26 protein-coding genes are annotated in these 22,208 nt (G+C 56.3%); 14 read left to right on the plus strand and 12 right to left on the minus strand.

Annotated elements, in window-relative coordinates; genetic code table 11:
* Window position 1 precedes the first annotated feature (1 nt).
* The 12 genes from sctC to BG55_RS08615 form a co-directional block, all read right to left on the minus strand.
* Window positions 2–2,041 (minus strand): type III secretion system outer membrane ring subunit SctC, encoded by a 2,040-nt coding sequence (sctC, locus tag BG55_RS08560; RefSeq protein WP_034936517.1) that lies wholly within the window; start codon window positions 2,039–2,041, stop codon window positions 2–4.
* Window positions 2,034–2,450 carry a type III secretion system chaperone gene (locus tag BG55_RS08565; RefSeq protein WP_034936519.1) on the minus strand — a complete coding sequence of 139 codons (417 nt, stop codon included), beginning with the start codon at window positions 2,448–2,450 and terminating at the stop codon, window positions 2,034–2,036. Before BG55_RS08565 ends, sctC begins: the two co-directional genes overlap by 8 nt.
* A gap of 1 nt (window position 2,451) precedes the next feature.
* On the minus strand, window positions 2,452–2,676 hold the full coding sequence (locus tag BG55_RS08570) for a serine kinase (RefSeq protein WP_034936520.1): 225 nt from the start codon (window positions 2,674–2,676) through the stop codon (window positions 2,452–2,454).
* Between the two features lie 78 nt (window positions 2,677–2,754).
* Window positions 2,755–3,354 carry a type III secretion system stator protein SctL gene (sctL, locus tag BG55_RS08575; RefSeq protein ID WP_034936522.1) on the minus strand — a complete coding sequence of 200 codons (600 nt, stop codon included), beginning with the start codon at window positions 3,352–3,354 and terminating at the stop codon, window positions 2,755–2,757.
* Window positions 3,348–3,938, minus strand: coding sequence for a hypothetical protein (locus tag BG55_RS08580; RefSeq protein ID WP_034936523.1), 591 nt, complete (start codon window positions 3,936–3,938; stop codon window positions 3,348–3,350). Before BG55_RS08580 ends, sctL begins: the two co-directional genes overlap by 7 nt.
* Window positions 3,931–4,710, minus strand: a complete 780-nt coding sequence (gene sctJ, locus BG55_RS08585) for a type III secretion system inner membrane ring lipoprotein SctJ (protein WP_034936525.1) — start codon at window positions 4,708–4,710, stop codon at window positions 3,931–3,933. Before sctJ ends, BG55_RS08580 begins: the two co-directional genes overlap by 8 nt.
* Window positions 4,711–4,716: 6 nt before the next feature.
* Complete coding sequence (locus BG55_RS08590; protein WP_034936528.1) at window positions 4,717–5,082, minus strand: EscI/YscI/HrpB family type III secretion system inner rod protein; 366 nt, start codon at window positions 5,080–5,082, stop codon at window positions 4,717–4,719.
* A gap of 64 nt (window positions 5,083–5,146) precedes the next feature.
* Window positions 5,147–5,383, minus strand: coding sequence for a type III secretion system major pilin HrpA (locus BG55_RS08595; RefSeq protein WP_034936530.1), 237 nt, complete (start codon window positions 5,381–5,383; stop codon window positions 5,147–5,149).
* A gap of 250 nt (window positions 5,384–5,633) precedes the next feature.
* On the minus strand, window positions 5,634–6,608 hold the full coding sequence (locus tag BG55_RS08600) for a sigma 54-interacting transcriptional regulator (RefSeq protein WP_034936533.1): 975 nt from the start codon (window positions 6,606–6,608) through the stop codon (window positions 5,634–5,636).
* Window positions 6,609–6,969: 361 nt separating this feature from the next.
* Entirely contained in the window at window positions 6,970–7,611 is a 642-nt protein-coding gene (locus BG55_RS08605) for a response regulator (protein ID WP_034936534.1), read from the minus strand.
* The gene (locus BG55_RS08610; protein ID WP_034936536.1) at window positions 7,604–9,100 is read right to left on the minus strand and encodes a PAS domain-containing sensor histidine kinase; all 1,497 of its coding nucleotides are present in this window, start codon (window positions 9,098–9,100) and stop codon (window positions 7,604–7,606) included. Before BG55_RS08610 ends, BG55_RS08605 begins: the two co-directional genes overlap by 8 nt.
* A 147-nt stretch (window positions 9,101–9,247) precedes the next feature.
* The gene (locus BG55_RS08615) at window positions 9,248–9,796 is read right to left on the minus strand and encodes an RNA polymerase sigma factor (protein ID WP_034936538.1); all 549 of its coding nucleotides are present in this window, start codon (window positions 9,794–9,796) and stop codon (window positions 9,248–9,250) included.
* Window positions 9,797–10,074: 278 nt separating this feature from the next.
* Between BG55_RS08615 and sctW the strand changes: the two genes are divergently transcribed.
* The 14 genes from sctW (at window position 10,075) to BG55_RS08685 (ending at window position 22,114) form a co-directional block, all read left to right on the plus strand.
* Complete coding sequence (sctW, locus tag BG55_RS08620) at window positions 10,075–11,238, plus strand: type III secretion system gatekeeper subunit SctW (protein ID WP_034936539.1); 1,164 nt, start codon at window positions 10,075–10,077, stop codon at window positions 11,236–11,238.
* Window positions 11,239–13,392, plus strand: a complete 2,154-nt coding sequence (gene sctV / locus BG55_RS08625; protein ID WP_034936543.1) for a type III secretion system export apparatus subunit SctV — start codon at window positions 11,239–11,241, stop codon at window positions 13,390–13,392.
* Window positions 13,371–14,297 carry a type III secretion system inner membrane ring subunit SctD gene (sctD, locus tag BG55_RS08630; RefSeq protein ID WP_034936546.1) on the plus strand — a complete coding sequence of 309 codons (927 nt, stop codon included), beginning with the start codon at window positions 13,371–13,373 and terminating at the stop codon, window positions 14,295–14,297. Before sctV ends, sctD begins: the two co-directional genes overlap by 22 nt.
* Complete coding sequence (gene sctN / locus BG55_RS08635; protein ID WP_084276254.1) at window positions 14,291–15,655, plus strand: type III secretion system ATPase SctN; 1,365 nt, start codon at window positions 14,291–14,293, stop codon at window positions 15,653–15,655. Before sctD ends, sctN begins: the two co-directional genes overlap by 7 nt.
* Entirely contained in the window at window positions 15,642–16,085 is a 444-nt protein-coding gene (locus BG55_RS08640) for a hypothetical protein (protein ID WP_034936551.1), read from the plus strand. Before sctN ends, BG55_RS08640 begins: the two co-directional genes overlap by 14 nt.
* A complete protein-coding gene (locus tag BG55_RS08645) occupies window positions 16,082–16,561 on the plus strand; it encodes a type III secretion system HrpP C-terminal domain-containing protein (protein ID WP_034936554.1) in 480 nt (159 codons plus the stop codon). Before BG55_RS08640 ends, BG55_RS08645 begins: the two co-directional genes overlap by 4 nt.
* Window positions 16,561–17,577 carry a type III secretion system cytoplasmic ring protein SctQ gene (sctQ, locus tag BG55_RS08650; protein ID WP_034936557.1) on the plus strand — a complete coding sequence of 339 codons (1,017 nt, stop codon included), beginning with the start codon at window positions 16,561–16,563 and terminating at the stop codon, window positions 17,575–17,577. The genes BG55_RS08645 and sctQ overlap by 1 nt, the downstream gene beginning before the upstream one ends.
* Entirely contained in the window at window positions 17,574–18,227 is a 654-nt protein-coding gene (gene sctR, locus BG55_RS08655) for a type III secretion system export apparatus subunit SctR (protein WP_034936559.1), read from the plus strand. Before sctQ ends, sctR begins: the two co-directional genes overlap by 4 nt.
* Before the next feature lie 7 nt (window positions 18,228–18,234).
* Window positions 18,235–18,495 (plus strand): type III secretion system export apparatus subunit SctS, encoded by a 261-nt coding sequence (sctS, locus tag BG55_RS08660; RefSeq protein ID WP_031590837.1) that lies wholly within the window; start codon window positions 18,235–18,237, stop codon window positions 18,493–18,495.
* Between the two features lie 2 nt (window positions 18,496–18,497).
* Window positions 18,498–19,295, plus strand: coding sequence for a type III secretion system export apparatus subunit SctT (sctT, locus tag BG55_RS08665; protein ID WP_034936562.1), 798 nt, complete (start codon window positions 18,498–18,500; stop codon window positions 19,293–19,295).
* A gap of 1 nt (window position 19,296) precedes the next feature.
* On the plus strand, window positions 19,297–20,379 hold the full coding sequence (gene sctU / locus BG55_RS08670; protein ID WP_034936564.1) for a type III secretion system export apparatus subunit SctU: 1,083 nt from the start codon (window positions 19,297–19,299) through the stop codon (window positions 20,377–20,379).
* Window positions 20,380–20,485: 106 nt separating this feature from the next.
* A complete protein-coding gene (locus tag BG55_RS08675; protein WP_034936565.1) occupies window positions 20,486–20,932 on the plus strand; it encodes a GNAT family N-acetyltransferase in 447 nt (148 codons plus the stop codon).
* 127 nt (window positions 20,933–21,059) lie between these two features.
* Window positions 21,060–21,443, plus strand: a complete 384-nt coding sequence (locus tag BG55_RS08680; protein WP_034936568.1) for an acyl-CoA thioesterase — start codon at window positions 21,060–21,062, stop codon at window positions 21,441–21,443.
* Between the two features lie 290 nt (window positions 21,444–21,733).
* Entirely contained in the window at window positions 21,734–22,114 is a 381-nt protein-coding gene (locus tag BG55_RS08685) for a hypothetical protein (protein ID WP_052018760.1), read from the plus strand.
* Window positions 22,115–22,208 lie beyond the last annotated feature (94 nt).

A 22,208-nucleotide genomic window follows, 5' to 3' on the forward strand; every position in this document is an offset into this window, starting at 1 on the left:
CTCAGCGGCTGATTAAAGATTGACGTGATTCAGTCAACACGCGGTTTGGATTAAGTGCCATATACACCTCTGCCGACTGGCCCGGAGCCAGTGAACTGCGCGGCCATACCGCCACCGCCATCGTTCGTTTGCTGGCACAGTTGGACTCGTCAAAGCGCAACGGTTTGTTAGTGATATTGCGTACCACGCCCACGCTCAGCTGCACGCTACCGTTGGCCCCGGTGTACCACTGCGCACGGGAGTTATCGAACAGCAGTCCCGGCACTTTCTGGCAGACTTCACTTAAACGCGGTCCGTACAGCTGCGACTGGAAACCGGCAGGCGTCTGGCGTTCGGCCAGGTCGCGCATGGCGTTCTCCACCACGTCGTGCAGATTGACATTGCTGTGACGGCGCTCGACACGCTCCATTGCATCGCTCAGTTGCTGACGATTATCGGCAGTCACATAGCGCGTTGGATCGGTCTGATCGCCAATCAGGCGCGGCGTCAGAATAAATAAGCGCTGACGCTGGGAAATCTCATGCCGGGTCGAGGTAAAGAGTTTGCCGATCCACGGAATATCGCCCAACAGCGGAATGCGCTGGCTACGATCGCCGCTCTCTTCCACATGGAAGCCACCCAGCACCAGCGCACGGTTTTCGCTGATCAGCGCCTGGGTGCTGACCGTGCCGCGTTTCACGCCGGTGGCCTGACCGTCGCTGTTGGTTTCCACATGACCATCTTCAATATCGATCATCAGCTGGATACTGTTGTGCCCGCTGCTTCCCACCGCGCGCGGCGTGACCTGAAGACTGGTGCCCGCCGTCACCGGCTGAATATCCGCCACGCGCTCACCGGTGGCGGTGATATAAGCGGTCTGGCTGAAGTCAATCACCGCCGGCTGGTTTTCCAGCGTCAGCACCGAGGGATTCGCCACAATCGATGCGTTACCGTCCCCTTCCAGCGCCTGAATATCGGCAAAGAAGCGTTTGAAATCGCTGACAAACAGCGTGCCGCTGCCGGACATCAGCGAGGTGCCGCCGGTAACGCCACCCAGCGTCGCCTGCCAGTTCGCCTCCAGACGGTTCAGAGCGGTACGGTCGATATCAAGGATGACCGCATCGATTTCCACCAGATTCTGCGGCACGTCGATTTTGGCAATCAGCTGAGCATATTCATCGCGCCGCTTGTCATCATCACGGATCAACAGCGCATTGTTACGCACGTCCGCCGAGATGCGGCCGCTGAGATCGTCAATGCTGCTGCCCCCGCTGTCCCGATCGGACGGGCGGCTGGTGCCGTTGGTACGGCTGGAAAGGCGCGCCAGCAGTGACTGGGTGTTCTGCATCATTGCGTTGTTGTCAGGCACGCCGATACTGCCTTCAACGCCGCTGGCGCTGGTCGGTGCCGCCCGCTTGCCGTTCATCAGCTCGTTGAGCATGGTGGCCACACCGGGGATCACCAGCGTCTGATCGCGGTAATGAATGGTCCTGTCGGCCACCGAAGCATATTTCAGTGGGAAGGTCATCACTTTACGCCGGTCCTCTTTTTTCTCGCGCTGCTCACTGAAGCGCTTGACCAGCTCAAGATACTGCGGCGGTCCGGTGACCAGCACCACGCCGTCGTCCGGCAGCTCACCCCAGCCAAAACGCGGATCCAGCAGGCCGATGCCGCTCAGCGCCTGCTTGATATCAGGGGCAGCATCCGGCGAGATCTCCAGACGTTCTGAGCTTTGCTCATCCTGGGCACTGACATACAGGGTGTTGTTGTAGACGAACCACTGAAAACGGTGTTCCAGTGCCAGACGATCCAGAAAGGCGCTGGCGTTATCGGCGCGGATCTTGCCATTGACTTCGGTATCTTCGACGTTGCCCAACTGTAAATCGACACCGTGCCCGCTGGCAAAATCCTGGAGTACGGTGGATAACGGCGTGTGGTCGGCAGAATAGGCGTAGGACTGTTCTTTCCAGTCGGAGGGGGCCTGTGCCCCAGCCTGATGGGATACGCACAGCATTAATAACGCGCCCAGCAAAAGCCCGCGCGATTTACTCTTATCAACCATGGTTTCCCCTTGGTAAAAATGCCAGGCTGTGCAAGGGCACTGCGCCATGGGTTGCTGCTTTTTTTCGCTGCTGTTGCAGCATGGTCTGCCAGACGTCACGCTGATTCAGCAATGACTCCAGCTGTTCACACACCGCATCAGCATCAGCCTCGCGGAGGCTTAACACTAGTACCAGACTATTATCCTGTAAAGCAAGCGCAGCGGCATCGCGACCGAAATATCGCAGCGCCGGGGCTGACAGCTGTAAAGCTCGAGCCAGAAAAGCCTCATCCAGCGGCGCAGTGACCGTCAGTTCGGCCAGTGCAAACAGCTGCCCTCCCCGTTGCTGCAACCAGAGGGTGCCCTCATCCACTACTAACCGCTGGTCTTCGCCAGGATTGTCCAGCCAGCGTTGCGCCCACTGCTGCAATTCAGTTGATCTCGTTAATGATGGCTTTCGCCAGCCCGTGCTTTACCGTCAGCTCCTGGCTGGCTGCCCAGCTGGCGTTGGACAATCCCATGCTGGCCTCAAAAAAAGCGAAACTGTCGGCCTGACTGTATCCCTCACTGGCATTCATGGTGGCATCGTCGAGTTGGTTTTGCGCCCGGTCAAACTGGCTGTCCAGACGGTGTTGCAGCGCACTGAGTGATGACATAGTTAAACTCTCTTATTGAGTGGACCTGTCATTGAGTGGCGTTGCGCACGCGCGGGTTCCGTAGTGAAGCGAAGATTTTTACAGCGCTGGTGACTCGCTTTGAGGCGGGAGCAACTGGCGTACCGCCTGCTGCCAGTCGAGGTGTAATTCACCCTGCGCGGTGACCAGTTTCAGGCTGTCATCGGCAAGGGTTTCATCCGGTTGCAGTTGCCAGCTCAGATGGGAATGCATGGCTAACCAGTCAGCAACCGGCTGTTGTTGTGACGGATGACAGCAGAGGCTGGCCTGCTCCGCCTGCATTTTGTCGCGCAGCAGCTGCCGTAACAGCGCGCTGAGCCGCTGGGGTTCGGGCACCTCGGTCAGAAGCTGTCCCAGCGCCTGCGCCAGCACGCCGTCCATCACCGCCAGCACCTCTGATTCAATCTGCTGTTGCTGCTGCCGCCAGTCCGCTAACAGGCTGTCGGCCTGCTGCCAGAAATCCTGTTCAGCGCGTTGCTGTGCGAGCAGCTTACAGGCTTCCGCCTCCTGTTCGGCGGCGGCGAGGATCGCCTCTGCCTGCTGCTGTGCCTGCCGCAGAATATCCTCGCCCTGCTGCTGTATCACCAGCATGGCCTGCGAAATCACCGGGGCCAAATCGTCAGCGCCATTCAGCAGGGTGATTCTTTTGCGCGTCAACATAGTGGCTCCTGTGAGGCATACCATAAAACCGCCTGCCAGAGCGGTAACAGACGCGGCGGGAAGGCGTCAGGCTGTGGAAGCGATTCCATCCTGCGCACCTGCTCCGCCGGGAAAGCCAGCCGCATTCGCGGCCAGCAACCCGGACCGGCGCGTAAACGCAGCAGCCACAGGCCGTTAATATCGCCGTCGTTAACCGGTAAACCTTCGGCTTCCGTCAGCCAGAGTCCTGGGCGCATCGCCTGAGCGATACGGCGGCACCAGCGTTGTTGCTCCGGCAACAGCAGCGCCTCTGTGCAATCCCGCCAGCACACTTCTGCCGCCAGCCGCAGTGCCAGCTGGCGCTGCGACTCCGGAAGATCCCGCCACGCCAGCAGTTCGTTGTCCGGCGCACTGACCACCGGACTCAGTTGCAGCTGCTGACAGATAACAGGATGGTGAGTCCGGGCCAGCGCCGCCAGGCGGCTATCATCCAGTTGATAAAATTCTGCCTGACGCCAGCTGGCATCGGCGCTCAGCCAGCAGTCGATGCACCACCAGCGCAGCCAGCGCAGGGCGGCTTCATCGGCCGGAGGCATTTCACTCATCCTGCGCTTCCGACTGCGACTTCTTGCCCTGACGTAGGCGTTTCAGATGCGGCCAGCCGAATACTCCGGCCACCACCAGCAGGATCAGCCCGCCAATCATGCCGCTCAGCCAGCTCAGTTGGGCTGAGCGCTCTGGCGTGACCATAAACGGGCCGAAAGAGACTTCCGGCGGCTTGTCCTGATAGGTTTCAGCCGGAACAAAGACAATCGCCAGATCTTTGTCTGCACGTCCTGCCAGTCCGGGCAGGCTGCTGGCGACCATCTGCCGGATACGAGGCTCGATCACATCGGGATCGAGGTCCGGCCGGTATTTAATAAACACTGCCGCACTGGCGGGTTGCACCGGCTCACCCGGCGCGACGCGCTCCGGCAACACCACATGCACCCTGGCAACAATCACCCCGTCAATCTGACTGAGGGTGGCTTCCACTTCCTGCGACAGGGCATAAATGTAGCGTGCCCGCTCTTCCAGCGGCGTGGAGATAACCCCGTTTTTCTGGAACACTTCGCCCAGATTGGTACGCGCCGGACGTGGCAGACCAGCAGCGTCGAGAATATGCACGGCGCGGTTTAATTCAGCGGCATCAACCAGCACGGTGATCCCGTCTTTGTTGGTACGTTTTTCAGCCTGGATGTGATAACGCCCCAGCTCCGCCGCAACTTCGTTGGCGTCGTTTTCTGTCAGGCCGTGATTCAACTCGACCTGGTCATTACAGCCGAGCAACAGGAATACCGGCAGTAAGAGCAGTAACTTGAAAGATAATTTAGCCATAGGGAGTTACTGCAAGTTGGTGAGTTTTTCCAGACTCTGGACGCCTTTGCCAACCAGTTTTGCGTTGAGCAGGCTTTCCAGATAGTAGGAGGACAACGTACGGTTAGCATCCATCACAGTGCGGGAGTCCAGACTGCGTGACGCTTTCGCCAGTGCCCTGTCAGCCTGATTAGACTGGCCGCTGGCCGCATCCGTCAGACTGGTGAGTTTGTTAATCCAGGATTGGTTATCCTGAGTGTCCGCCTTTTTTTCAGGCGCCTGTAATGCTGAGCTGAACCAGGAAGCATCTGCCGTGTTGCCAGCAACGGAACTGAGGTCATTATCCCCGGTACTGATGGCTAAAGAGGGGGCGTTTCCGCTATTGATTTTCATGGCTCGTCCTCATCGTCAGCAAAAAAACCGGGCGAAGGTGCTATACCTGCCGCCCGGTCACAAATCAGAACTGAATGGCTTTCGCGGCGTTGTGACCAGAGTTGATCTCTTTAGTCGCGGAGTCCATTTTTCCATCCAGGATGGAGTTCTGAGTATCCAGCTTCATTTTCTGTGCCTGAGCATTGGCAGAATCAGTCAGTGAACTGCTCATTGCTGATTCCAGAGTTTTTGATGCAGAGTTGCTGGCGCTAGTCAGTGAACTTCCGCCGAGGGTGGTAAGGCTGCTAAGAAGACCGCTCATATTAATCTCTCCAATTGTTTAGGTTTTTTGTGCCCTGGAACATCACACAATGTTCGTATATTAAGTGGAGAGACGTCTGTATCGGTTCCAGGCTGGTGCCAGTTTTTTTCATTTTTTTTTGCGTTATTTTCACAACCTGCGTTGGCGGTGCAGTTTACCGCCGTTTTCCCGCAGAATGGGGAGCGCACACGTTTGCTTATACAGGGATTTTCCGCCGACCCGGAGCGTTCCGGGCCGATGGAACAGGAGGTTACTGGGCGATAATGCGGTTGGTAGCGACGTTGAGTAGTTTAATGCGGTGATAGAGCGTGCGTAACGGCATCCCCAGCTCCTGGGCTGCATCATCAATGCTGTGACCATGGCGTACCAGACAGTCGTGGATCAGACTTTTTTCGATACGGCGCATCATCTCTTTCAGCTGTGGCCGCTGCTGATCGCCTTCACCGGGGAGGTTAAGTGGTGGTAATCCCAGCGCGAAACGCTCAGCGGCCGCTTTCAGCTCACGGATATTGCCCGGCCAGCTGTAGCTGAGCAGCGACTCGTAGTGCTCCTGGGTCAGTTCCGGCGGAATGCATTGCAAGGCACAGGCCGCTTTGTCGGTGAACTGCCGGAACAGCGGGATGATCATTTCAATGCGTGAACGCAGTGGCTGTAACTGAATATTGACCGTATTGAGGCGGAAGTAGAGGTCGCGGCGGAAGGTGCCCCGCTCAACCAGCGTGAGTAATGGCGTCTGGGTTGCGACGATAACCCGCATGTCCACCGGCGTAAAACGGGTGCCACCCAGACGCTCAACGCCACGGTTTTCCAGCACACGCAGCATTTTGGCCTGTAACGACAGGGGCATACTGTCGATTTCATCGAGGAACAGAATGCCGTTATTCGCTTCTTCAACATAGCCTGCACGCGCCTGTCCTGCGCCGGTATAAGCACCATTGTTGATACCAAAAAGCTCACTTTCCGCCAGCGTTTCCGGTATTGCCGCGCAGTTAACCGCTACCAGTTTTCCGGGGCAGCCAGAAAGTTGGTGAATTTTTCGTGCCAGAGTGTCTTTGCCGGTGCCGGTTTCCCCCTCCAGAACTAAATCAATTTTCAGCGGCGCAACGGTTTTAATCATCGCCGCCAGCGAATCGTGGATATCAATGGGTTGCTCTTCTGTCAAAGAGATGTGCTCCCCCTGTTCCGGCCATGACCGAAACGAGTGCTCACTATTCCTGGTATTCATAAAAAGTTACCCCTGCCCTATCTATTATTTTATTTAACGTCACTCACATGCACAGCAATGTTACAGTTATTGTATCGGTAACAATTAATTACAATTGCAACCTTATTATTTACTGTCAGCTTACACTGCCAGATAAGAATGGCCCATGCTAACGTTAAGAAACCATCATCATATGCTGAAGATTAAGTAAGGGATTTTCAGGGTTTCGGGTAGGGATCTCCTTACTTCTGGTCAGTAAAATGGTAGCGGTTACACACTGCAGCCATTTTATTGACATGAAAAATAAGGAGATTTTTTTGGCGATTCTGAAGAGAATGAATAACTACGACGGGTACTACCAGACAGTAATATAGGAGCAATCCTACGCGATCAGCCGGTGGCTGATAGCATATTTCACGATGTCGGCATTGGTAGTGAACATCATTTTGTCCATTAAGCGCGATTTATGGGTACTGACGGTTTTGTTGCTGATGGCCAGCGCCTCAGCGATGTGGTTCACCCCTTCGCCGCGTGCCAGCATCAACATAATCTGCATCTCGCGCGCCGTCAGGCGCTCGTGCAGCACTTCGCCTGCCTGGGTGTATTCATCAAAGACAATCTGCTCGGCCAGCACATGGTCGATAAAACGCTGTCCACGCGCCACGCGATGGATGGCCGCCAGCAGCGTCTCCGGATCATTGTCTTTGGTGATGTAGCCCAGCGCGCCGCATTTCAGTACCCGGCGCGCAATTTGTGGTTCGCTGTACATAGTCAGAATTAAAATGGGCAGCTTGGGATATTGCAGGTGGATACGGGTGATCAAATCCTCACCACATAATCCAGGCATACTCATGTCCAGCAGCAGTAAATCAACCTGCTCACTGCGCAGGCCTTCCATCACCTGCGTGCCATTGCCCGCTTCAGCCACCACCACCAGACGTTCGTCCAGCGAAAATATTTGTTTCAGCCCTTCACGCATGATGACATGGTCATCCACTACCATCAGGCGAATATTATTATCCATTGTACGATTCCAAATCCTCAATATTAGTGGTCACCTGGTTCAGTGGAATGGTCAGCGTTACCCTCGTCCCCACGGATGGGTGACTCTCAATTTCCACATTGCCCCCCAACATCCGGCCCCGTTCTCTCATACCCATCAGGCCAAACGCATTGTCTTTACGCTGATCGCAGTCAAAACCACGCCCGTTGTCACGCACCGTCAACACCACGGAATTCGTGTGGCGAACAATCAGGATGATCACCTCGCTGGCCTGCGCGTGACGCGAAATGTTGGTCAGGGATTCCTGCGCCACGCGGAAGGCCGCCGTCGCCTGCTCGTCATTCAGCCTTACTTCCTGTTCCGGGGCGATAAGCCGGCAGCAGCAGCCCATATGACGGCTGATAAACTCATCACGCAGCCACTCCAGCGCCGGGGTCAGTCCCATATCCAGCACGTTTGGTCGCAGCCGCGTAGCAACGTTACGCACCACCTGAATGGTTTTATCCGCCAGCCCCATCAGATGCACCACCCGCTCATGCAGCAGCGGATTGTCCTTGCTGAACTGAATACGCAGCAGTGAAATGCCCATCCTCAGCGAGGTCAGATGTTGTCCCAGCTCATCATGGATCTCACGCGCAATGCGTTTACGTTCCTCTTCGCGGGAGACTTCACGCTGTCTGGCGAGCAGCCGCAAACGCATATGCGAATCTTCCAGCTTCTTCTCGGCATAATGAATCGCGGTGATATCGCGGCCAACCACCATCACCGAGACCAGATTGCCGTGCTGGTCAAACTCAGGCACACAACGGGTATGGTTAATCACGGTTCCGCCAGTAAGTGGACTGTCGGACTCAACCAGTTCCCCTTCCGCCTCAATTTGCGTACTGACCACCTCTTTAATCAGACGTTCGATATGTCCGACACAGGAGAGATCCCCCAGCAGTTCACGCAGGCTGCGCCCGCGTAACTCTTCAGCCGACAGATGCAGATGACGCAATGCGGCCGGATTGGCGTACTGACATTTCAAATCGGTGTCAAAACGCACCACCATATCGGGTGAGTTCTCCACCAGGACGCGGAATTCCTGTTCCCGGACATGAGCCATCTGCTCAAGATGTTTGCGCTCTCTGATATCCTTTACCACGCACATGCTGTAATTGCTCTCTTCATAAACAAAAGGATTGGAACTGACCTCAACCGCGATCATCTCGCCTTGTTTGCTTTTGTGATAGGTTTCGAAGGTGAATGATCTGCCGCCGCTCTGTTCCCGCACCCGCTTCCACATGGCGAAGATATCGTCGATGGTCCATGCCGGATCAATATCGGAGACGGTCATATTCAGCAATTCTTCGTTGCTGTAGCCAAGCATGCGGCACGATTCATCATTGACGTAAAAGAAGCGGGTTTCACTGTCTATCAGATAGACCGCGTCTCGTACCATGTTCAGTGCAAACTCGACCAATTTGAGCGGTTCATCACTGGTTTTTAAATGTCGCTCGGAAAATTGCATCTCGTCTCCTTTAAGTAAACATCGTTTACCCGTACTGGCGGCACATCTGCACGCAGGCAGAGTGACATCGAGTGAGTGTCCGGACAGCACAACAGGACACGCTGCAAATCACTTTACGATTTAGTGGATTTTTCGTCCATCCTGCTTTCAGGAAAATACTGACTGTTTTAACGATACGCGCACCCGCGACAGGCGCGAACGTACCGTACCAATGGGAATGTTCAAATCTTCAGCGATATCCTGATAGCTGCCGTCCTTCTCAACCAGCATACTCAGCAGGTGGCGGGTATCTTCCGGCAATACGGCAATCGAATTCAGCGTCGAGTTCAGGATGCGTTGATGTTCGGTAATCTGGCTGGGATCGTCGCCATGCGCCAGCACAATATCATCTTCCAGCTCGTCATGGCGCGGCCGGCCGGATTGCATCCAGAAATGGTTGCGCACTAAATTCAGGGCAATGCCAAACACCCAGGTTTCTGGCCGCGAGGCACCGGCAAACTTGTCACGATTACGAAACACTTCCAGCCAGGTCATCTGTACCAGATCTTCTGCATCCTCCCGGTGGGAAACACGCTTGCGGATAAAATGGTGTACGCGTCGGCCATGCTCACGAAAAATCCGCTCCCAGTCGATGTTCATCGGAACAACATTATTGACTGACAACTGTTCGGTGTTCTGCAAGTGAATTTCTGACATAACAAGCTCCGTTACTTTACCCATTGATGCCCCAGCGGCTCAATGGCTATAGCAAGGCCTGTGCCAGGCGAAAAATAATTTATAATCAATTGAAATTATTGAATTATTTTTTTTCACCCTGTCATTTTCTGGCAATTTCTTGCCAGGGGTGTCGGGGGGAATTTGCAACTCTTTGCAAAGCCCGATTTGGACTTTTTAAGAAGGCAAAATCATCAGGGAACCGCAGCGCCAATCACGCCACACACTTGCAACAGCTCTCATATTTGAGGTTCGCCAGGATGAAAATTGCTCCCGTTATACCCGGCATTCAACCGACGCTGCCGGTAGCCGCCAGCGTGGTGGATGATGTTCTGCCGCCGGTCAGTATTGCGCCCTCATCGGCGGGTGCATCATCACGTATGCCCACCTCTCCGCTGGAAGACTCGATGGAAGAAGTCTCGATGACCTTCGCGGAACACGTTGAGCGGAAAAGTAAGGCGTTGAATCAGCGGAAAGTGGTGGCGCAGCCGGGTAGCCGGGCAATGCAACATATTGAACGCATTGAGAAGTTAGACGAGCTGATGAAGCTGCTGGAGCACCCGCAACATGCCCAGCTGGAAACCCTGAATCAGAAGATGCAGACCCTGTTGCAACGCTCGCCCTCTCCGCATCTGGATGAGCTGCTGGAAGCCGCAGGCCATGACCCTGTGCGCTGTGACGTGGTGTTACGTCACACCCTGGTCCAGGCGCAGCGGGCGCAAAACACCGAACTGGCCAGCAGCGCAGTACAGAGTCTGGAGATGCTGCATAAGGAAAAAGGCGCCGAAGTCAGCGCCGGGCTGAATACCGCCAGCGCCATTGCCAGTTTCAGTACCGATCCAACCCAGAAACAGGCCATGCGCCAGCTCTACTATCAAACCATTGTCCACCTGCAATCAGGTAACGCGATGCTGGATGCGCTGCTGAACAGCTTTGGCAGCGTGCACTTTAATCAGGGATTACGCACCTTACAGCGCGCCTTGTCGGACGATCTTGCCGCGCGCAGTTCTTCCATCCCACGACTCGCGCTGCAAAAAATCCTCGCCAGCCTTCAGGACGCGGGCAATATCAGCCAGACGCTGACCGCCAGCAAAATTTTGCTCAAGCGGCTGGGCGGCAAGCTGCCGGACGTCAACTTCAGCCCGTTGGAGCTGACCCGCCGCCTGCTGAATCTGAGCGGCAACGGTGCTTACCTGCGCGACCTGCAAAACCTCTCGCGCGATGTGGCTGGTCAGCAACCCCATCACCAGGTGCTGTTTCTTAGCGGGCTGGTGCCGCTGGTCTACCACCTGCCGCTGGGACTGTGGCGGGATGATAAAAGTAAAAACCGCCAGATGGCGTTAAATCTGCTGCGCACGGTGATCAGCGAATACGCTGCACATGAGCCGCGCGCCACTCTGTCACAACCCAGGGCGGCGTTATAAATGAGTTCTCTGTTTGTCTGGCTGAACCGTCTCGCCATCAGTGCGATGCAGCGCTCGGAAGTCGTGGGTGCCACCATTGTCATGTCGATTGTCTTCATGATGATTATCCCGCTGCCTACCGGCCTGATCGACGTGCTGATCGCGCTGAATATCTGCATTTCCTCGCTGCTGATCGTGCTGGCGATGTATCTGCCGAAACCGCTGGCCTTCTCGACGTTTCCGTCGGTGCTGCTGTTAACCACCATGTTCCGCCTGGCGCTGTCGATCTCCACCACCCGACAGATTCTGCTGCAACAGGATGCCGGTCATATTGTTGAAGCCTTTGGTAATTTCGTGGTTGGCGGCAATCTGGCGGTCGGTCTGGTTATCTTTTTAATCCTGACCGTGGTGAACTTTCTGGTGATCACCAAGGGTTCGGAGCGTGTGGCAGAAGTGGCCGCGCGTTTTACCCTTGATGCGATGCCGGGCAAACAGATGTCGATTGACAGTGACCTGCGTGCAGGACTGATTGAAGCGCATCAGGCGCGTCAGCGCAGGGAAAACCTGGCAAAAGAGAGCCAGCTGTTTGGTGCGATGGATGGCGCCATGAAGTTTGTCAAAGGGGATGCGATTGCCGGGCTGGTGATTGTGTTTATCAATATGATCGGCGGCTTCGCTATCGGCGTGCTGCAAAATGGCATGGACGCCAGCGCGGCGATGCATATCTACTCGGTACTGACCATCGGTGACGGCCTGATCGCCCAGATCCCGGCGCTGCTTATCTCACTGACCGCCGGGATGATCATCACCCGCGTGTCGGCTGACGGTCAGCAGGTGGATGCCAACATTGGTCGCGAAATTGCCGAGCAGCTGACCAGCCAGCCGAAAGCCTGGATTATGTCTGCCGCCGGGATGCTGGGCTTTGCCCTGCTGCCCGGTATGCCCACCGCAGTCTTTATCGTTATCAGTATCGTGGCGCTCGGCAGCGGCCTGTTTCAGCTGTGGCGCACTAAACAGGAAACCACCCAGCAGGAGGCGAACCAGCGCCAGGCGCAGCAGCTGGCCCCGGAGGAGAACGGCCATCAGGATTTGCGTCGCTTTAACCCGACCCGCGCCTATCTGTTGCAGTTCAGTCAGGGCCATCAGAACAGTGAAGCGTCCACGGCACTGATCCAGAATATCCGTCGGCTGCGTAACCGGCTGGTTTACCACTTTGGCTTTACCCTGCCCAGCTTCGACATTGAATTCTCGCCGATGCTGGCTGATGACGAATTCCGCTTCTGCGTTTATGAAATCCCGCTGGTCACCGCCACCTTCGCCGTTGAACATCTGGCGGTAAGAAAAAACAGCTTTGACGCCTGGCTCAGTGAACAGGCTGACGGTGCTGAGCATCCTATGATGCAGGGCGTGGCGGAGCGCGATGAAACGCACTGGTGCTGGCTGCCGCCTGACCATCCGCTGCTGCAACAGGATGACCAGCGGATGTGGAACGCCAGCGACCTGATTATGCTGCGCATGGAGCAGGCGATTCATCAGAGCGGATCGCAGTTTATCGGCTTGCAGGAGAGCAAATCGATCCTCAACTGGCTGGAGAGCGAGCAGCCGGAGCTGGCGCAGGAGCTGCAACGTATTATGCCGCTGTCGCGTTTTGCCGCCGTACTGCAACGGCTGGCCTCCGAACGCATGCCATTGCGTTCCGTGCGAACCATTGCAGAAACGCTGATCGAGCACGGCCAGCATGAGCGTGACAGCGCTGCGCTGACCGATTTCGTGCGTATCGCGCTGAAAGAACATATCTGCCACCAGTATCTGCAACCCAACGGGCTGGATGTCTGGCTGCTGACCCCGGAAACCGAAGAGCTGCTGCGTGACTCCCTGCGCCAGGCCCAGAGCGAAACCTTCTTCTCGCTGGCCCAGGATTACGGCATCAGCCTGCTGCATCAGATGCGCCAGGCCTTCCCGGCTTATGACAATAATCAGGCGCTGATCCTTGTCGCCCAGGATTTACGCAGCCCGCTGCGCGCGCTGCTGAAAGATGAGTTCCACGCCGTGCCGGTCCTGTCCTTTGCGGAATTAACCAGTAATGTTGCCATCAATGTGCTGGGACGGCTCGATTTACAACAGTCACCGCCAGACCTCCAGGAAAATGACTCATGCATGAATTACGCGTACTGACCGGGCTGCATCGCGGTGCAGCGTTGCCCCTGAGTGGCGAACAATGGTGGATAGGTGCCGCAGAGGATGCCGATCTGGCCCTGTACGACCCGGGGATCAAAGATCGCCACTGCCAGCTTCTTAAAACCGTGCAAGGCTGGGTGGTAAAGGCACTGGAGGGACCGCTGAACGACAATGAAGGCCAGCGGTGTGAAGAACTGAGCAATCTGCAACCGGGGACGGCTTTCGCCATCGGCCATATCTGGCTGAGCATCGTCAGCGCCGCCACGCCGTGGCCGGAAGAAGCCAGTGAGCCGCAACCGGCAGAAGAAGCCACGGTGATGGCTGAACCGGCGGTAACCGCCGCTGCGGAGAGCGCCCCGGCGGTGGTGATGCAGGAGAAAGAGCCGCTGCCGTTCTGGGCAAAAGTGATTTATGCGGTGCTGATCCTGCTGCTGGTGATGATGCTGGGAAGCTGGCTGCTGAACGCCAGCGTGGCCTCGCCTTCTGCGCCGCCGGCGCCGGGTAAACCCCAGCTGAACAGCGTGGGACGCACGCGGCAGATCATCAACAGTATGCTGCTGGATCGCGGGCTGGAAAAACAGGTTGCTGTTGCTTCGGACAACAACAGCCTGACGTTAAGCGGCAACCTCTCCGACGACGATAATCAGCGTCTGCAACGCATGATGCGCACCTTCTATCACCACTATGATGTACGCCTGGCCATCCATAACAAGGCCAGCACCGTCAGCGCAAAACTGCCGTTTAACATCGTGCAGATCACCAGCGGCACACACGCCAATATCGTCACCGACGGCGGCCAGCGCATATTTATTGGCGATGAAGTTGACCAGCTGCGCCTGGTGGCGATTAACAGCGACAGCATTGAATTTGCCGGACGCGAAAACATCAGGGTGAGGTGGTAATGAGCGCGCTACGCCAGCAGCTGGCGCAGTGGGAAGAGCAGCAGCAGCAGCGCCTTGGCCGCTATGCGCCGGTCAGGCGCTACGGTCGGGTGACCGGCATCAGCGGGATCCTGATCGAATGCAGCCTGCCCGATGCGCGCATTGGCGATCTGTGCCGCATCCTGCGCAGCGACGGCGGCAGCGTCCTCTCTGAAATTGTTGGTTTCAGCCCGCAGAAAATTCTGCTGTCGGCGCTGGGCGCGCTGGACGGTATTTCTCAGGGGGCGATCATAATTCCGCTCTATCTGCCGCACAGTATCTGCGTCAGCGACCAGCTGCTGGGCAGCGTGTTGGATGGCTTTGGTCGGGCGCTGGAGCCAGGCGGATGCAGCGCATTTGCCGAGCCGGGCAGCACGGTCCGTTCAGTACCGGTGCTGAACGATGCCCCGCCGCCCACCGAACGCCCACGCATTGACACCCCGCTGCCGACCGGGCTGCGTGCCATTGACGGGCTGCTGACTATCGGTACGGGGCAGCGGGTAGGCATTTTCGCCGGGGCGGGCTGTGGTAAAACCACCCTGCTGGCAGAGCTGGCGCGTAACACGCCGTGCGATGCCATCGTTTTCGGGCTGATTGGCGAACGTGGTCGTGAACTGCGCGAATTTCTCGATCACGAGCTGGATGACGAGCTGCGCAGCCGCACCGTGCTGCTGTGCGCCACCTCTGACCGCAGCAGTATGGAGCGCGCCAGAGCCGCGTTTACCGCCACGGCGATTGCCGAAGCGTTTCGTGCCGAAGGCAAAAGCGTGCTGCTGATTGTCGACTCCCTGACCCGTTTTGCCCGTGCCCAGCGCGAGATTGGCCTTGCTCTTGGCGAGCCGCCGGGACGTGGCGGGCTGCCCCCGTCGGTTTACACCCTGCTGCCACGGCTGGTGGAGCGGGCGGGACAGACCCGCCAGGGGGCCATTACCGCGCTCTATTCGGTGCTGATTGAGCAGGACTCGATGAACGATCCGGTGGCTGATGAAGTCCGCTCGCTGATTGACGGCCATATCGTGCTCAGCCGCCGCCTGGCTGAACGTAACCACTACCCCGCCATTGATATCCTTGCCAGCCTCAGCCGTACCATGAGCAACGTGGTGGACCGCGAGCATATGATGCAGGCCGGACGTATTCGCAGCCTGATGGCGGCCTATAAGCAGGTGGAGATGCTGATCCGCCTGGGAGAGTATCAGCCGGGCAACGACATCCTGACCGATGCCGCCGTCAATGCTAACGACGTGATTAATCACTATCTGCGCCAGTCAATGCGCGCCCCCGACCCGTTAGAACATATTCTCAGTCAACTTGCCGAGGTCAGCGCCCATGCCCCTGATTGAAGATGAGCTGGAACAACAGGACAGCCAGCTGGAAAGCCTGCAACAGGCGCTGAATGTGCTGATGCCCATCCGCCGCCAGCGTCTGAGTCGTGCGCAACGCCAGCAGCGCCAGCATCAGACGCTGCTGGCCGAGGCGCAGGCACAGCAGCAGGCAGAAGAAGAACAGCTGGTGCAGGACCAGCAGCACTATCAGTTGCAACGCGAACGCCTGCAACAGCAGCAATCCTCAAGGGAAAAACTGACCCGCCATGTCAACAATGAGCTGAGCGCCTTACAGGCGGTGGGTCAGCAGCAGCAGCAGTGTCAGCAGGCAGAACAGAGCTGTCAGCAGGCCGCTTATGCGCTGGAACAGGCGACAGAATGGACGCGTGAACAGCAAAAAGCGGTAGAGAAGCTGGAATATTTATCGGAACACCTGGAGGACGCGTGAAGAATACCAATACAACGGGATACCCGGACCGGGTGCCATCCCCTCAGCGCCAGGCTCAGCCGGATGAGCGCTATCGCGAGCGTATCCCGGCAACCCGCCTGCGTCAGCAGGAAAGCAGAGAGTCGCTGAGCGCGCTGGGTTCGCTGTTTTTTGCCAGCACCACCGAATTTATGCCTGAGCACCAGACGGTGCAGGATGAAGCCCCTTCGCCGGACTGGCAGCAACTGCACGAGGAGTTGCACGAGCGCATCGCCAACAATGCCGACGAGGATTGCGCCTTTACGCTGCTGTTGCCGGAGGCCGGTGAAGTCGATGTCACGCTGGCCCGTGGTCAACCGGCGGGCTGGGAGATTTCACTGCGTTTTTCGCCGCAGGTCTGGCGTCAGTGGCAGCGCCGGGAAATCCTCTGTCGCCGTCAGTTAAGCCAGTCGCTTAACGCCCCGGTACGGCTGAAAATTGAGCAGGGAAGCGCATAATGAGTGAGGTCACCCGGCTGCATTTTCCCCGTCTTACCCGCACGGCGGTCCGCTCACAGAACCTGCTGGCACGCGCGCACTGCTTTCCTTTCACTCTCGGTGACGAAGCCGGTGAGCTGTATCTGCTGCCGGGCGAGGCATCATCCCCGGCAACCTTCAGCCACTGGCGCTGTGCGCTGGGCCACTTTTCGCTGGCAGACGCCACACCGGTGCTTAATCTGCTGTCGCTGTCGCCTTTCAGCGCCCTGCACGGCCTCTGCGCTGAGGATGAATGGCAGACAATATTATTTAATCAGTACCTCAGTCCGGAACTGGCGCGCTTATTTGGCGACATAACAGTAAGTGACGTGCAGGAACAGCATGAATTATGCGCCAGACTCCATGTCCGGCTGGGTGAGCGTCATGCAGAGTGCCCGCTACAGCTAAGCCATTCAGGGCTGGCACACTGGCTGAAGCAACCCGGCTGGCAGAAGAGCCACAGCACGCTGCCAGATACGCTGGTTTACAGCCAGCCGCTGGTTCTGGGGCGCATTACCCTGCACACGCCGCAGTTGCAGGCGTTGAGCGCAGGCGATGTGCTGGTTCCTCCGGTCAGCTATTTCACCCCGGACGGTCAGGGCAGCCTGATCCTCGCCGGGCAGCAGTTACACGGCGAATTGCAGTTGCCTCACCACTTTTTGCTTACTCATATGGAGAGTACCGCCTTGGATCCTTATGCTGCTGATGAATTTGACGCTGTGTCCCAGCCTGAAACGCTTACCACCGATGAGAATACGCAGCTGGCCTCGCTGCCGCTGTCGCTGGAAGTGCGCTGTGGCCGTACCCGACTGACGCTGGGCGAACTGCAACAGTTACAGGCAGGCAGCGTACTGACGCTTGATAATGTGACGCCCGGCGAGGCCGGTCTGTACCACGGCGATACGCTGATCGCACACGGTGAGCTGGTGGATGTGGAAGGCCATCTTGGATTACAACTGACCCGGCTGCTGCTGACCTCGCAGCAGGAGGCCGGATGAATACCGAACAGTTCGATCCGATGACCTTTGCCCTGTTCCTTGGGGCATTGTCACTGATCCCGATGCTGATGATCGTCTGCACCTGCTTTTTGAAAATCTCGATGGTGCTGTTGATCACCCGCAATGCGATCGGTGTGCAGCAGGTGCCGCCGAACATGGCGCTGTATGGCATTGCGCTGGCGGCAACGCTGTTTGTGATGGCCCCGGTATTTAACCAGATGCAGCATCAGTTCAGCCAGGCTCCCGCCGATTTATCCAGTATGGATAACCTGAAAACCAGCGTCACCAACGGGGTGGCCCCGCTGCAGAAATTTATGACCCACAATACCGACCCGGACATCCTGATCCATTTGCAGGAAAACAGCGTGCGGATGTGGCCAAAAGAGATGTCGGACAACGTCAGCAAAGACAATCTGCTGCTGGTGATCCCGGCCTTCGTGCTGTCGGAATTGCAGGCCGGATTTAAAATCGGGTTCCTGATCTATATCCCGTTTATCGTTATCGACCTGATTGTCTCTAACGTACTGCTGGCTCTGGGTATGCAGATGGTGGCCCCGATGACCCTGTCGCTGCCGCTGAAGATGCTGCTGTTTGTGTTGATTAATGGCTGGACCCGCCTGCTGGACGGCTTATTTTACAGTTACCTCTGAGGCAAGCATGGAAATACTGAATCTGTTCAAACAGGCGATGCTGCTGGTGGTACTGCTCTCCGCTCCGCCGCTGCTGGTGGCGGTGATTGTCGGGGTGCTGGTGTCATTGTTACAGGCGGTGATGCAGTTGCAGGATCAGACCCTGCCCTTTGCCATTAAGCTGGTGGCCGTGGGTATCGCGCTGGCGCTGAGCGGCCGCTGGATCGGCGTTGAGCTGCTTGAACTGGCCCAGCAGGCCTTCGCCATGATCCCACAGACCGGGGCATAGCCATGGCTAACGATGCCATCCACACCCTCTATCAATACCTGTTTGCCCTGACGCTGGGCACCGCGCGCATCTACCCCTGTCTGATTCTGGTTCCGGTATTTTCATTCAATATTCTGAAAGGCATGGTGCGCACCGGCGTGGTGCTGGCGCTGGCGCTGGTTCCGGCGCTGGGTTTACAGGCGCAGCTGGCGGTGCAGATGCCTGACTGGCCGCAGCTGATCGCGTTGATCCTGAAAGAGGTGGTGATTGGTATCCTGCTGGGGCTGATTATCGGGATGCCCTTCTGGCTGTTTCAGTCGGTGGGGGCACTGTTCGATAACCAGCGTGGTGCCCTGATTGGCGGCCAGCTCAACCCGGCGCTGGGCAGCGATGTCACCCCGCTCGGCCTGCTGCTGCAACAGACGCTGATTTTGCTGCTGATCCTTGGCGCGGGTTTAAGCGGCGTCACCCAGATAATCTGGGACAGCTACCGTATCTGGCCGGTGATGCAGTGGTTGCCGTTGCCGCATCAACAGGGATTTGAGCAGTATCTGAGCCTGCTGGCCGACACCTTCAGCCATATCATCATTTACGCCGGCCCGCTGGTGGCGCTGCTGCTGATGCTCGATTTCAGTATCGCCATCCTCAGCCTCTACAGCCCGCAGTTGCAGGCGTTTGTGCTGTCCGTTCCGGCGAAATGCCTGGTCGGCCTGCTGTTTTTTGTGCTGTATATCCCCACGCTGAATGCGCTGGGAGAGGGACGTCTGGAACTGCTGCCCGATCTGAGCAAGATGATGCCACTGCTGCTGGGAGGTCATTAGCATGTCGGAAAAAACGGAAAAACCCACGGCGAAAAAGCTTCAGGATGCGCGTCGCAAAGGTCAGGTTCCGCAAAGTCAGGACGTGCCCAAACTGCTGATTTGCGCCGGGGTGGTGGAAACGGTGCTGGCGCTGGATGACGTCGGGATGCAGAAGCTCCAGGCACTGATGATGTTGCCGCTTGCCCGCCTTAATCAGCCTTTTGAGCTGGCGCTGAATGAAGTGGTCGGCAGCGCGCTGGTGCTGGTTGCCACCTTTTGTGGCCTGACGGTGGCGGTGGCAGCGCTGCTGCGTATTATCGGCGGCTGGGTGCAGTACGGCCCCCTGTTTGCCCCGGAAGCGCTGAAGCCCGATTTCAACCGTCTCAACCCAATCAATCAGTTCAAGCAGATGTTTTCGGTGAAAAAACTCACCGATATGCTGAACAGCATCCTTAAAGCAGCCGCCATCTGTACCATTTTCTATCTGGTGCTGACGCCGGATCTCGAATCCCTTTCCCGGCTGGCTTACGGCGATCTGGACAGCTTCTGGCCTGCGGTAGAGGTGATGCTGACCCGCGTGTCACGCCAGACGCTGATGACGCTGCTGGTGCTGACCATGCTGGACTTTGGTCTGCAAAAATATTTTTTCCTCAAGCAGCAGCGGATGAGCCATCAGGATATTCGTGACGAGCACAAACAGTCCGAGGGCGATCCGCATATGAAAGGCCACCGTCATGCGGTAGCGCATGAGTTGCTGAACGCCCCGGCGGCCCCGGTGAAAAGCAAACCGGTCGAGGAGGCTGACCTGCTGCTGGTCAACCCCACCCACTATGCGGTGGCGCTCTATTACCGTCCGGAGCTGACGCCGCTGCCGCGCATTATCTGTAAAGGCGAGGATGGGGATGCCAAAGCGCTGATCGCCAGGGCGCAGAAAGCCAATATCCCGGTGATCCGCTTTATCTGGCTGGCACGAACGCTTTATCGTTCTGAGGAAGGCCAGATGATCCCCCGTCATACGTTGCAGGCGGTGGCGCAGGTTTATCGGGTGCTGCGTGAGCTGGACGATCAGATAACCGATGAGGTGATCGAGCTGGAAGCGGAATAGCGGGAACTTTTGTCTGCCGTACACCACCTATATGCTGAATGAGTCGGGCAGAGAGCCTGAAACATGCCGGGTCAAACCACAGCATATTGTGTAAGGAACATGGCCAATGAATATGATAATGACCGCCACACCCCACCCTGACGATGTTAATCAAATCCGCCAGAAACTGATGGCGTTCAATGCACAACATGTTGATGTTGGACAGATAAAAGATATCGCCGTTTTTCTCAATGACGCTGAGGGCAACAAAATCGCCGGCCTGCTCGCCGTCACCTGGGGGAACTGGATGCATATTCATTTTTTGTGGGTCGATGAAGCGCTGCGCAGAACCGGTCATGGGGCCAGGCTGTTGCAGGCCGCCGAGCAGGAAGCTATCGTACGTGGCTGTCAGCGCGTTTGTGTCGATACCTTCAGTTTTCAGGCGCGGGAGTTCTACGAGAAGCAGGGCTACCGGCTGCAAATGACGCTGGAGCAGATGCCGCAGCATCATCGCCAGCATTATCTGGTTAAGCAGCTGGACGCTGCCAGTTGTGCGCTTTCCACCACGAATTAATCGCATCCGGACGCAGTCAGTGTATACGGACAGCGCGCAGGAACCGCAGCGTACAGGCAGTACGTGAGGACTCCGGGCACTGCCCGGAGTCAGAATGACAAGAAAACCAGCCTGAGGGACAGGAACTATGTTTTGCAAACACTACACCGTCGACCCAAACCACGTTGATTTTCAGGGCGTGGTCGATGGCCTTTACTACCCGTTCTATCTGGAATGGGCACGCCATGCTTATATGGCTGAAGCGCTGGGACTGGATCTTGAAGAGGAATTTAAACAGGGGCGTATTCATATGCTGCTGGAGTATACCCTCAGCTTCAAAAAAAGCCTGAAGGCAGGTGACGAGCTGGTGGTGACCTGTCAGCCGGTAAAAAACGAAAAACGCAGCCGGGTGAATTTTTTCCAGCAGATTCTGGTTAACGATGTGGTGTATGCCGAAGCAACCTTTACCGCTACCTGTCTGACCAATGGCCGTCCCGGCATTCCTGCCAGCCTTGCGGCTATCCTCGAATAATCTGTACTGGATACGGGCGCAGCCGCGCCTGTATTCATCGTAAAAATCAGCAGTCATTTAAGCCATGCTGCCATTCTGATTCGTGCAGTCAGGCCGTCATACAGCACTACGCTCTCTGAGTTTACCCAGCGATCTCACCCCGGTTTTGTCATTCCGTCCGGCATAGCAAAATTCAGATTCCTCCTGACTGGCAGCCTGTTTTATCGGTTTTTGATATCTTTCCTCGCCGTTTTTTATCAAAGTTAATTTTCATAAAAAATTGCTTACAAACTCGATAAACAGGAGATTTTATGAAAATAGCGAATTATTTATGCGCCCATTTATTTAACAGTAGCAAGGCTGCTTTCAGGCTGGCAATGACTGATACAAAATACCTTCCCATGGCGGAAGACATTATTTCAGTAAAAAATCAGAATGCACACAAGCGACTTATGAAAGAAGGGATCGGTGCAAAGGAATACTTCAGGTTAAATTCTAAGGTAATGAAATATGGAAATTTTTTGGAAAAAATTTCATATATTACCCACGGTGACAATGCCAGAAATGAAGAGATCGCTTTTGTCGATAAAGTCACAGGGGAGCCGGTAATAAAAAAGAAATTTCATATTAACCACCAGGCCGACCAGGGTATTTCACCGCAGCGTTACAGAAATTTCAGTTCAAATAATTAAAGCATTTTTAGTTGCATGAAAAAAATGGACGCGCCACAGCAATGTGCAAAAAATATAACGTATAAAAGACGTTAAGTTATTGCACATTGACTGT

The organism is Erwinia mallotivora, from assembly GCF_000590885.1.
Lineage (GTDB): Bacteria > Pseudomonadota > Gammaproteobacteria > Enterobacterales > Enterobacteriaceae > Erwinia > Erwinia mallotivora.

Bases quoted from the DNA above. Each gene is read 5' to 3' on its own strand.
- sctC (WP_034936517.1), bottom strand. From the start codon at position 2,041: ATGGTTGATAAGAGTAAATCGCGCGGGCTTTTGCTGGGCGCGTTATTA.
- BG55_RS08570 (WP_034936520.1), bottom strand. From the start codon at position 2,676: ATGTCATCACTCAGTGCGCTGCAACACCGTCTGGACAGCCAGTTTGAC.
- sctL (WP_034936522.1), bottom strand. From the start codon at position 3,354: ATGTTGACGCGCAAAAGAATCACCCTGCTGAATGGCGCTGACGATTTG.
- BG55_RS08580 (WP_034936523.1), bottom strand. From the start codon at position 3,938: ATGAGTGAAATGCCTCCGGCCGATGAAGCCGCCCTGCGCTGGCTGCGC.
- sctJ (WP_034936525.1), bottom strand. From the start codon at position 4,710: ATGGCTAAATTATCTTTCAAGTTACTGCTCTTACTGCCGGTATTCCTG.
- BG55_RS08590 (WP_034936528.1), bottom strand. From the start codon at position 5,082: ATGAAAATCAATAGCGGAAACGCCCCCTCTTTAGCCATCAGTACCGGG.
- BG55_RS08595 (WP_034936530.1), bottom strand. From the start codon at position 5,383: ATGAGCGGTCTTCTTAGCAGCCTTACCACCCTCGGCGGAAGTTCACTG.
- BG55_RS08600 (WP_034936533.1), bottom strand. From the start codon at position 6,608: ATGAATACCAGGAATAGTGAGCACTCGTTTCGGTCATGGCCGGAACAG.
- BG55_RS08605 (WP_034936534.1), bottom strand. From the start codon at position 7,611: ATGGATAATAATATTCGCCTGATGGTAGTGGATGACCATGTCATCATG.
- BG55_RS08610 (WP_034936536.1), bottom strand. From the start codon at position 9,100: ATGCAATTTTCCGAGCGACATTTAAAAACCAGTGATGAACCGCTCAAA.
- BG55_RS08615 (WP_034936538.1), bottom strand. From the start codon at position 9,796: ATGTCAGAAATTCACTTGCAGAACACCGAACAGTTGTCAGTCAATAAT.
- sctW (WP_034936539.1), top strand. From the start codon at position 10,075: ATGAAAATTGCTCCCGTTATACCCGGCATTCAACCGACGCTGCCGGTA.
- sctV (WP_034936543.1), top strand. From the start codon at position 11,239: ATGAGTTCTCTGTTTGTCTGGCTGAACCGTCTCGCCATCAGTGCGATG.
- sctD (WP_034936546.1), top strand. From the start codon at position 13,371: ATGCATGAATTACGCGTACTGACCGGGCTGCATCGCGGTGCAGCGTTG.
- BG55_RS08640 (WP_034936551.1), top strand. From the start codon at position 15,642: ATGCCCCTGATTGAAGATGAGCTGGAACAACAGGACAGCCAGCTGGAA.
- sctQ (WP_034936557.1), top strand. From the start codon at position 16,561: ATGAGTGAGGTCACCCGGCTGCATTTTCCCCGTCTTACCCGCACGGCG.
- sctR (WP_034936559.1), top strand. From the start codon at position 17,574: ATGAATACCGAACAGTTCGATCCGATGACCTTTGCCCTGTTCCTTGGG.
- sctS (WP_031590837.1), top strand. From the start codon at position 18,235: ATGGAAATACTGAATCTGTTCAAACAGGCGATGCTGCTGGTGGTACTG.
- sctT (WP_034936562.1), top strand. From the start codon at position 18,498: ATGGCTAACGATGCCATCCACACCCTCTATCAATACCTGTTTGCCCTG.
- sctU (WP_034936564.1), top strand. From the start codon at position 19,297: ATGTCGGAAAAAACGGAAAAACCCACGGCGAAAAAGCTTCAGGATGCG.
- BG55_RS08675 (WP_034936565.1), top strand. From the start codon at position 20,486: ATGAATATGATAATGACCGCCACACCCCACCCTGACGATGTTAATCAA.
- BG55_RS08680 (WP_034936568.1), top strand. From the start codon at position 21,060: ATGTTTTGCAAACACTACACCGTCGACCCAAACCACGTTGATTTTCAG.
- BG55_RS08685 (WP_052018760.1), top strand. From the start codon at position 21,734: ATGAAAATAGCGAATTATTTATGCGCCCATTTATTTAACAGTAGCAAG.